This window comes from Sphingobacterium sp. 18053 (genome assembly GCF_902706145.1).
GTDB lineage: Bacteria > Bacteroidota > Bacteroidia > Sphingobacteriales > Sphingobacteriaceae > Sphingobacterium > Sphingobacterium paramultivorum.
In genome coordinates, this window is record NZ_CACSJW010000015.1 from 51920 (window position 1) to 61364 (window position 9445).

Consider the following 9445-nt stretch of genomic DNA (forward strand, 5'->3'; position numbering starts at 1 on the left):
CTAATTGTATAATTTGTTTATGAGATCCTCTTTATTTGGAAGCTTTACATCCGATTTCCGTTGTGTTCTAAAGGGGGCATCATTCCAATACTCAAACTTTTCTATTTCCTCACGATCTGTTCTCTGTAAAAGATCCTTTTCAATATGCTCATATAGCGGTGTATTGATGCGCTTCACTGGCGCTAGCTTTCCGAGTAAATTTCTGTTGCTATCAACTAATTGCTCCTTCAATCTCGCATTTATGAGATCTGCATAATTTTTACGGTGGTTCTCATAAAGTTTCGTGATGATTGTTTTTTCCGATCCGGCCCTAAATTTGTAATAATTAAATTTCCTTCGGATAAAGAATTTCGCAAAAACCGGAATACAGAATACACTGATTGTCAGTATGGCTATGATTAGGGCAATAGGGTTTTCTGTCATTAATAATCTGATTTTTAAGGTATAGAGTGTATTTTTATCAAGCAACTGTTTTAGCTGATCGTGACTTTCTATCTTTTCTTTTATCAGCGGGATCGCATTGTGCAGGTAAAAGCCAAATATATTCCTGTCCAATGTCTGATTGACATTCATTTTTTCGAGTTTATCAAGAAAATCTTGATCACTTTGCGCCATTTGCTCGACAAAGGCATTTATTTGTGAAATTAATGCATCGGTTTCTTGATAATTGAACCTCTTTTTTAGGAAGTTTTTGTTTATTTGGCTTAGGTTGAACTTAAATTGATTCAACTGCCGCACCGCACTTTCATCTTCCTTTACTTTTTGGTTGATGGTGTTTATTGTTGATTGTATCTCCATTAAATCACGGGGTCCATGCTCTATGTATGCCAATTTCTCGTTGATGTCTTTAAAAAGTACGATTTCGTTCTTTGTATAATGATCGTCATTGGTCAGATAGCTATCCACCAGCGATTCCGATTTATAGCGTCCTATTTGTACGATTTCTTTTTTGCCTATTCCAAATGGGTTCATATCCACCAATAACCAGACGTTGAGTGGCTGAGCAATGATCAAACCAATGAAGGCAATAAACCCCAGGCGAAACAGAAAAGAAAATGAAAACATCGATGTGCTTTCCTGCGTATTTTTGACGTCCTTAATTTTGATGTCGTTTCTCTTTCTTTTGTCTACCGTGTCCAGGATCGTAGGGGTAATGGTATACAGTAAAAACAAATAGATATTGGCAATCAGCAATCCGATGAATAATCCAATGGGTAAGCTGAGTAGCCTCGAATAACCATCAAAGATATTGTAGATAAAAAACATGGTACTGATAGCTGCACATATAAAAAATATTAGGACAGCCAATCCAATAGTCAAAAAGTAATACTTGATCCTGTACTCTTTATTTTCTTCCTTAAGTTGTAAATATCGCTCAATGACGTATACATCCTCTGAAGAGAAAAAAAACAGAAAGTGCTCGAATTTCGACAATGAATACTTCATCTTACGATTACAATTTAGGCCATATTTGAGTTATCTTTATCAGGATCCGCCACATCAATTGGTGATTCAGGTACATCCGACTCTATTTTCTTTTTCGCAGAATCGATGTATGCTTCAGGATTATTCATGATCGCAGATTCCTCATTCTGCTTATACCTTGCATAGGCAAAAGCTAATAATTCGCGTTGAGTTCTTGCATCCAATTGCTGCGTAAGATCTTGAAGCTCCTTAGCAAGTTCTTCCCTAAATTCCTCGCCACTTTTTAGGCTTGTATTTTTTCGGATATAGAGGTCAGGATTATGATCTATAATATCTTTCTCATTCTGTTTATACTTTTCGATGGCGTAATCCGAAAGTTCTTTCTGAATGTCTGATTCTTTTATTTTCTCATAGAGTTTTATGTCGGCTTCATGGTTTATGACTAGATGCCGTTCCAGGCCTTTTTTATCTTTATAGTAGTCATATTTTATTTCAATACCATTGTTGGCCATCATCATATCCTCGATATTCTCTTTGAGATAATCATAGGGAGTTTTTGTTAACATCAGTTTAAAGAATATCGGTGTTAGCTCAATTGCCATAAATAGGAGCGTGATAAATAAGGTAATGGAAAAACCAGCTACCTCATGTGCGATCTTGATTCTTTCAAGCAGACCATCAAGACCATCCGCTGCTTTTTTATTGTTTAATCTTTCCTTTTCTTTTTCTTTTCTGAGTGCGTCCTTCCGTTCATTCAGATTCGTTAGTTCAGCTTGATTCTGCTGATCAAATTTTGCCAGCCTTTCATCTGCCTTATCTCTTTCCCGCCTTAATGCCAGTGCTACAGGGCCTTCACCTTTTCCCCGTCCACCTTGTCCCTGAGCCATTTCATCTTGATATTTTTTATCATATTCCTCCAGGCTTTTTAATAATTTCTTTCGCTCTTCGCTTACCTTACCAAAATCTTTTTCCAGGTTTCTTTCACGTTCAGCATAGGTCTTATCCACTTCGGCCGCATACTCTGTTTGCTTTTGGATCTGAATTTTTCTGAGCTCCGTATCGATCTCCGTTTTGAACATCCGGATTTCGACGGGTTTAGAAATACTAACAGCAATAATCATCCCCATGATAATTCGAGGGAGAGCACCTTTCAATTCATCCCAAGTTATTTTTTCTGTACCATCACCTTTCCCTGTGGCTGCCACAATAAAACGGTCTAAATTAAAGATCATTAGCCCCCACACGACCCCAAAAACAAGAGCCATAAAGACTGTCGGGATATGAATTGGATTCTCGAGTACATTACCCCGGGGTTCAAATATCGTGTAGAATGCATATCCCCCTGATAACCCAGCCATCAGACCTGTAGCGAATACAATACCGCCGAGACAAGCATATTTAACCTGATCACTATAGGTAGATCGTTCCAAAATATATTCGTCTCCGCCAGCGGAGGCCCATAAAAATTTGATAACTTTTCCGGGTTTATTGGTGTTGTAAAATTGGCTTTCCATATAATGAGGATTATCTAAATTTCAGTTTAGGTGATTTAATGGTAACGGCTGTGCTGTTTAATCTATAGCGCAATGTATTCTTGCTCTGCGCAAGTCTCAAATCCGTCATCTCCAGCTTTTTTAGGTTTATTTCAGATTTGAATCGTCCGAAGTCTGTTTGGAGGATATGATCAACCGTAATCTTTTCGACCATCTTTTTCCGCCGCCCAATGAATGAGACTTCCAAAGGGATATTATTCCCAATTTTTTCAAGGTTTAGAATGATTGTATTGCTTAGATTGAAGTACTTTTTGCTTAGAATTTCCGTGTAGAGAAGTCCATCACATTCATATTTTATTATTAATAGTCCTTTGTTATTAGCGGCGTGGTAGGTAAACTTCTTTACTGTTATATCCTTTCCAGAAAAGCTGTATGTCAGTTTTCGTAAGTATAATCGCGCTACATCACGAAATCTAAACCATAAATTAGGTATATATTCCAAATATTTCATAATGACTCCAAATGGTCTGTTAGGTTAACATATAGGCTTTTAGCTAATTCTAATTTAAAAAATATTCATACATAAACAAACCTGTTTGCTAAATTTTTATCCCCATACTTGACTATGGTAAAAATATAGAAAGAAAATAAGCTCAGATTACGGGAAACCATAATTATTGATCTATCAAACTGATAATTTTGGAACAAAACTTTATTATGAAAAGAATAATTGTGCTTCTTGTTATTTATCTCAGTTCTCTATCACTGTACGCTCAGATAGATGATGTGTATATAGTCAATGCGGACAAGCTGAATTTGAGAGAGTTTCCAAATGCAGAATCTAAATCTTACGGGTTATTGAGCAGGGGACAGGAGGTGCTCATCATTGATATAGCTTATGATTGGTTTAAAGTTTCTGTCGGTCACTATGAAGGGTGGTTAAGAAGATCCTATTTGATAGCGAAACCTGAGAATTTATATAATAGGATGAATTTAAATACGGGTGACTCGCCCGAGTGTGATAATATGGATTGGCGGTATGACTATGGTGCCCAAGGATCACTTGAAATAACAGTTGGGGCAGGAGCAGATTTTGCTGTAAAAGTTATGGAAAGAAACACAGGCTTATGTATAAGAGCATTTTATATAAAGTCCGGTGAATCAATTAAAGTAAAGGATATACCCCAAAATACCTATTATCTAAAGGTTGCCAGCGGCCGGGATTTTAGACAGGGGATTAAAGACGGGCAATGTATTATGGTTTTTAATCAAAGCGCTCATTACGAAATTGGAGAGGAAATATTAGATTTTAATATGGGGCCAAAACGGATTGAAACAATAGATGGAAAAAGATATGAAGTGCAAAGCGTACCATCTTATAGTTTGCGACTTGCTGTCCGAAGTCGAGATCACTCGCTTAAAGACAAATTTGACACGAAGACAATTTCAAAAGAAGAATTTAATAGATAGATTATCTGCAATAGGATAGGGAAGGCTCCTTGAACAGCTTGGGCGTTTCCCAAGTTTCGTCATTTGTAAAATGTCCTTCATAGACGTAATCTAACCGGTTTTCTAATGCATGTTTTGTCTGTTCTTCAAATTGCTGTACTACATAATCCAAAGCCTCTTTCCGAGCGTATTTTGCTGAAGGAACAATTTTTGGGAATATCCGAGATAGTTCTTTCGTATAGAGTAAATCACCATCGAAAATAATATTATTACTCTTTATATGCTCTGGAAGATATTCTGCACCTAATGTAGATTTCCCGGCACCGTTAGAACCCGTTATTATGTAAAGATCAGGCATTAGTAAATATTGAGTTCTCTCAAGATATCTTTTGATTGACGAATATTAAATTCCTGTACTACATCAAAAGATCGTTTATCAGAAGAAACAATCACAATTTTAACTAAATGATTTGGGTATTCGATGTAGCTTTGATTTTTGGGTAATTTGCTAGATCTTATTAAAAATGGTTGCCCTTTATCAAGCTTTTGTTTGCGCAACTTGAGAACAATGCTGTTGCTAACTTCTTTTAAGTGCTCTAAATTTCTCATAATACCACATTAATACTATTCAAAAATAGTAATTTTTAAGGAGAAAAGCAATTGTTCGACCAGTAGAAAATGACTCTTTTTGTGTTATTGCTAGCTATATTAAAGAATTAAAATGGGATGAAAGGCAGAAATATCCGATTTAAGCAGTAAGTGTCATTTCACTGTCGAACTCGATCCTAAGATACTGCAAGAAAATATGCTTTGTGAATTTCGTGGTACACCAAAAAATGGTATATATTTTATTTTAGAAAACTAGTATGCAAGAAAGTAAGTTAAAGAGAATGAAATTTACTAAACTTACAGTTTCCCGTAGCCATTCCGACTTCCAAACCAATAACTTATGCAAGAGATGTACAAGCGTATCATAGAAACGCTCAAGTAACACGTCCAGGCAATTTGTTTAATGCTATTATCGAGCTATGAGAGGCATCATCCAACCATTCGCATATAAAAAATGAGAAACCCTATAAATCTATACCGTATACAATATTACTAATATTATTAGTAATATTGTGGAATGAAACCGCTAGAAATCTTTTGCCGAAATCGGGTAATGTACGCTCAAATTACCGTGCATGATAAAAGCATGGGCATGAAAGATTATCATCTTTATAGCAAAAATGGTCTTGCTTTTTATGTTTTCAGGAAATCTCAGGGAGTGTGGGAATTGGCATTCGGTGTACTTGCCGATGACATCAAGGAAGCGTGCATTGACGCCCTTATACTGCGCTTTGATACGGATGTGCCTGAGTTGTTTTATCATCATGGAAAACGCCAGGTAGTGGAAGTGAGGGCCAAGAAATACAGCCTTTGGCATATTTATCTCAATAATGCTTATGTAGGAAGTATTCAGTATGACACCTTCACTAAGCAGTTCAATTACCACCTTGAAGACAATGGCTTATAGACCGATGAACACGTGCAAAAATATATAGCCCTGATACAACGTGGGGAACTAAAGTGGATAAAGGATGATATTCGATGAAAAACGATATAAAAGGAATAAAAACCTTGAGTCTGGGAGGGGCGAATCCTGTTTGGTTTTAAAAAAATTATTTCTAGATGTTGAGCACGTCGTACTAGCTGTCAATAAGTTTTCTGTTACCGGATATTTGACTATAGATGATCTAAGTAGCAAAAAATATTTTACGTTGGCAGATCAGGTGTGGATGATCATGGAAGAACTTTTTGATAAAAGACGTTTATCATTATCGAAGAGTGGGTTGATCTGGAATGTTTGTGAAACTGATAATACTATTTGATGAAGTGAAAATAGCCTTTTGGAATTAAATTATTATTAGGATATAATTTTTGAACAACATTTTATAAGAAATGAACAACAATTATCTCAACTAATGTTACGATCTTTACAGTAGATGCATGCCCAAAGCCGGTTAACATCTAGCCCAAGCGGACATCTAGCCAAAACTGCCTCCCTCGACGGTTAACGAGGGAGGCCTTTTTTTATTTTATTGTCTTATTAACAGGGTCGAGTAAATCAGCTACGGTTTCCCGTAACCAATCCTACTTTCAAACCAATACCTTAGTCTTACAGTTTGTAATAATCTTGAAAGTTAATATCTGTAAACATATTAATTCAGCATAAATAATGTATATTAGGCTTGGGTATTAACCTTACCCGATTGAAAAGTAGCATGCCATGATAGTAACCACGACCAATTCCATCGAAGGGAGGGAGATTTCACGATATAATGATCCAATAGCTGATTTTTATCAAAAACTATTGTGATGCAGGATATCGGTATCTAGTAATTTTGTCTAAATATTTGTCTACCATTAGTATATAGCTAACACTTTAAAAATGATAAGAGTATTTTTATTTTTTATTGCATTTACATTTACAATAGGAAATGTATTGTCTCAGAAACTTTATGAATGGAAGCCACCAGCGGTGAATTTTGCTGTTCGTAATGATATATCTACTAATGACACGGTTTTTTTAATTATAAAAGATAGGAGGGTAAACCCTGAAAAACTCAAATCAGATACAGATTCGAAACAAATTTTATCAACAATAATATCTGATGTAAAAAGAGCATTTCCGAATGTTTTGATTAATGATAAACTCACACCAAAAGAGGGTAAATTTAATATAATAATTAATCTATCATCTTATGGTGCCGGATTTGGAACAGAAATTTCAGCTGGAGTTGGAATGGTTGGGGGGAATATTAACTCTTTTATCTTTCCAAAAGGGAAGTGGAATGCTATTACAGCACTTACATGTACAATTATAAAATCTAATAAAAAGGAAACAAGAGAGTTTTCAAATGTTTCATCAAAAGACAATTTATGGGGCTATAAGAGCTCTCGGAAGGCATTGGAAGAAACATATTCATCTACAATTAACAATTTGCTCCTTTACATTGAAGACGCATTTATGTTTTAAATTGATAATGATTGAAATTTGCGTTTCTTTTCAGTTCCAGTATTCTTTTGGATAATGGAAATGGAAGTATATATTTTTTAATAAACTTTCTTTACTCTTTGCGAAGAAAATAACAAAGCCGATGAATGCGATAACATCTAGCGTAAGCGTCTGGCAGAGGAAGAGAAGAAATAAAGATATAAATTAAACCTAGATATTTTTTTATGCATACAATTACAGAAAAGTTACTGGAATTGGAAAAAGATGAACATTTTCAAAAATTGAAAGAATTGTTACAGCGGCCGAATATTTTCCAAATTTTAAAACTAGATAGGTACGAGATACGACATTCTAATTTTATTGCCTGGCTGTTGAACCCAAATGAAAAACATGGTCTTGGTACTCTATTTCTAGATAAAGTTTTAGGAGATCTTATCCCAAAAGAAGTGCTTTCTAAACGCGGTGCTTTTAAATGGATAAAACGAGAGTCTGTTAATGACATCGATTTATTTATTCAATTTGATGATTTGATTATAGCAGTCGAAAATAAGTTTGATAGTGATGAGCATTCTGATCAACTAACAAAGTACCGAGAGTATGTCGATCAACATTTTTTTCATATCTCAAATCGATTTTTTGTTTTTCTTACGCCTGGTGGTAAATTAACAATATCAAATAATGAGTATAAGATCTATTCTTATGCTACCATAGCCAAACATTTGAATCATATTTTGACAGATAAAACAATTAACATAAATGTTCATAGTAGAATATATATAGAAGATTACTTAAAAGCAATACAAGCTACTTTAATGAAAACAAACCCTGAGAACCTACTTGCTGCGCAATTGTACAATCAATACAAGGATGTATTCGATTTTGTAAAGGAAAATATCAATTCGGACGTCAATTATATCACCCATCAGTTTAACCTGCTTCTAGAACAAAATGTTCCCAATTACGTAAGAGGGTCTGAGTATTACAGTTTCAGTAGATTTACGACTTCTCTTATTACCGAGATCATGAAACCTATAAAAAATACTACTAGTCGTGCATGGAAAGGAAAAGAACCATTTTTATTCGAAATATCAATGGAAAAAGAAGAGAGAAGGATTGTATTTCTTGTAGGTGTTTCTGATTTTAATAAAGAATTGAATCAATTTATTCATCAATTATTTACAAAGAATGGCTTGATTTGTTTAGATCCTATGACACCATGGAAAGTGTATAATATCACTAGTATTTATTTTGATTTTAATAGTTATAAAGATGATGACTATATAAAACAAAGATTTGATGAGATATATCAGATCGCTAAGCGAACAATTTTATTGGTCGAAAGTCTCATCCTAAATAATCGAGAGAATATAGATCAGCTTTACAAGGTTCAAAATATTTGATTGTAATTAAATGTTGTTGTGGCATACATTCCTGTCGCGTTAAAGGCTAGGATCTCTTAAATACAAATAATAATCTAAGAAAGCTTTATTATACCCAACTTATGAACTTAAAAGATATCCAAAAACAATTTAACCTTGATCAGGTGTGGATAATGACGATACAGGCATCTTTCCAGAGAGCAAAAGTATATAAAGGCCATACAAATAAAGATCAACGAAAACGTGAATTGAGGAAACAGATTGAAGATTTGGCTCATCAATATGATAAAGTGGTTTCAGATGAGCAGCACATCCAAAATATTTTATCACTGAGGTGTCATGACGATATTGGACTGAACATTAATTTCGGTGTCGCTCAAAAACTCCTGAAGTTAGGATGAGTAAAGAATCATTTGATTCTATAGCTGTGTTAGAATTGGCAATATACAATAGTTGGATTAATAGAAATCGGAAATAAAAATATGATTTAGCTATTGGACTGAACAAACTGCATAGGTTTCAATGTCGATTTAATTCAATTACATGAATTTCACATTTTATATAATCAATGTAATAGAGACTGTAACCTGAACTGTGTCAGAGGAATAATTCAATAAGATTATTTATATTCAATTATTCAAACGACACGGTCATGAAAGAAAAAGACCCATTCGACTTTGAACGCTTCAAGGCAGAAGCCA

At 34.6% G+C, this 9445-nt stretch carries 10 protein-coding genes; 5 read left to right on the plus strand and 5 right to left on the minus strand.

The window, feature by feature from the left end; all coding sequences use genetic code 11:
- The 3 genes from GVK91_RS26510 to GVK91_RS26520 are packed head-to-tail and all read right to left on the minus strand — an operon-like array spanning position 1 to position 3429.
- On the minus strand, positions 1 to 1446 hold the full coding sequence (locus GVK91_RS26510) for a DUF4407 domain-containing protein (RefSeq protein ID WP_159732475.1): 1446 nt from the start codon (positions 1444 to 1446) through the stop codon (positions 1 to 3).
- Positions 1447 to 1460: 14 nt separating this feature from the next.
- Positions 1461 to 2939, minus strand: coding sequence for a DUF4407 domain-containing protein (locus GVK91_RS26515; RefSeq protein ID WP_159732478.1), 1479 nt, complete (start codon positions 2937 to 2939; stop codon positions 1461 to 1463).
- Positions 2940 to 2949: 10 nt separating this feature from the next.
- Positions 2950 to 3429 (minus strand): hypothetical protein, encoded by a 480-nt coding sequence (locus tag GVK91_RS26520; protein ID WP_159732481.1) that lies wholly within the window; start codon positions 3427 to 3429, stop codon positions 2950 to 2952.
- A gap of 206 nt (positions 3430 to 3635) precedes the next feature.
- Here GVK91_RS26520 and GVK91_RS26525 point away from each other — a divergent pair, with 206 nt between their 5' ends.
- Positions 3636 to 4388, plus strand: coding sequence for an SH3 domain-containing protein (locus GVK91_RS26525; RefSeq protein ID WP_159732484.1), 753 nt, complete (start codon positions 3636 to 3638; stop codon positions 4386 to 4388).
- Between the two features lies 1 nt (position 4389).
- On the opposite strand, the gene GVK91_RS26530 is transcribed toward GVK91_RS26525, so the two are convergent.
- On the minus strand, positions 4390 to 4725 hold the full coding sequence (locus GVK91_RS26530) for a zeta toxin family protein (protein ID WP_159732487.1): 336 nt from the start codon (positions 4723 to 4725) through the stop codon (positions 4390 to 4392).
- On the minus strand, positions 4725 to 4976 hold the full coding sequence (locus GVK91_RS26535; RefSeq protein ID WP_088161872.1) for a hypothetical protein: 252 nt from the start codon (positions 4974 to 4976) through the stop codon (positions 4725 to 4727). The genes GVK91_RS26530 and GVK91_RS26535 overlap by 1 nt, the downstream gene beginning before the upstream one ends.
- Positions 4977 to 5493: 517 nt before the next feature.
- Here GVK91_RS26535 and GVK91_RS26540 point away from each other — a divergent pair.
- The 4 genes from GVK91_RS26540 to GVK91_RS26555 all read left to right on the plus strand — a co-directional run bounded on the left by GVK91_RS26540 (position 5494) and on the right by GVK91_RS26555 (position 9145).
- A complete protein-coding gene (locus GVK91_RS26540) occupies positions 5494 to 5883 on the plus strand; it encodes a hypothetical protein (RefSeq protein ID WP_159732490.1) in 390 nt (129 codons plus the stop codon).
- A 915-nt stretch (positions 5884 to 6798) separates the two neighbouring features.
- Entirely contained in the window at positions 6799 to 7386 is a 588-nt protein-coding gene (locus GVK91_RS26545) for a hypothetical protein (RefSeq protein ID WP_159732493.1), read from the plus strand.
- Between the two features lie 203 nt (positions 7387 to 7589).
- The gene (locus GVK91_RS26550; protein WP_159732497.1) at positions 7590 to 8765 is read left to right on the plus strand and encodes a PD-(D/E)XK nuclease family protein; all 1176 of its coding nucleotides are present in this window, start codon (positions 7590 to 7592) and stop codon (positions 8763 to 8765) included.
- 101 nt (positions 8766 to 8866) lie between these two features.
- A complete protein-coding gene (locus GVK91_RS26555; protein WP_159732500.1) occupies positions 8867 to 9145 on the plus strand; it encodes a hypothetical protein in 279 nt (92 codons plus the stop codon).
- Positions 9146 to 9445 lie beyond the last annotated feature (300 nt).

What these genes read in the sequence shown, in the direction of transcription:
- GVK91_RS26510 (WP_159732475.1), bottom strand. Translation starts at nt 1,446, where the DNA reads ATGAAGTATTCATTGTCGAAATTCGAGCACTTTCTGTTTTTTTTCTCT.
- GVK91_RS26515 (WP_159732478.1), bottom strand. Translation starts at nt 2,939, where the DNA reads ATGGAAAGCCAATTTTACAACACCAATAAACCCGGAAAAGTTATCAAA.
- GVK91_RS26520 (WP_159732481.1), bottom strand. Translation starts at nt 3,429, where the DNA reads ATGAAATATTTGGAATATATACCTAATTTATGGTTTAGATTTCGTGAT.
- GVK91_RS26525 (WP_159732484.1), top strand. Translation starts at nt 3,636, where the DNA reads ATGAAAAGAATAATTGTGCTTCTTGTTATTTATCTCAGTTCTCTATCA.
- GVK91_RS26530 (WP_159732487.1), bottom strand. Translation starts at nt 4,725, where the DNA reads ATGCCTGATCTTTACATAATAACGGGTTCTAACGGTGCCGGGAAATCT.
- GVK91_RS26535 (WP_088161872.1), bottom strand. Translation starts at nt 4,976, where the DNA reads ATGAGAAATTTAGAGCACTTAAAAGAAGTTAGCAACAGCATTGTTCTC.
- GVK91_RS26540 (WP_159732490.1), top strand. Translation starts at nt 5,494, where the DNA reads ATGAAACCGCTAGAAATCTTTTGCCGAAATCGGGTAATGTACGCTCAA.
- GVK91_RS26545 (WP_159732493.1), top strand. Translation starts at nt 6,799, where the DNA reads ATGATAAGAGTATTTTTATTTTTTATTGCATTTACATTTACAATAGGA.
- GVK91_RS26550 (WP_159732497.1), top strand. Translation starts at nt 7,590, where the DNA reads ATGCATACAATTACAGAAAAGTTACTGGAATTGGAAAAAGATGAACAT.
- GVK91_RS26555 (WP_159732500.1), top strand. Translation starts at nt 8,867, where the DNA reads ATGAACTTAAAAGATATCCAAAAACAATTTAACCTTGATCAGGTGTGG.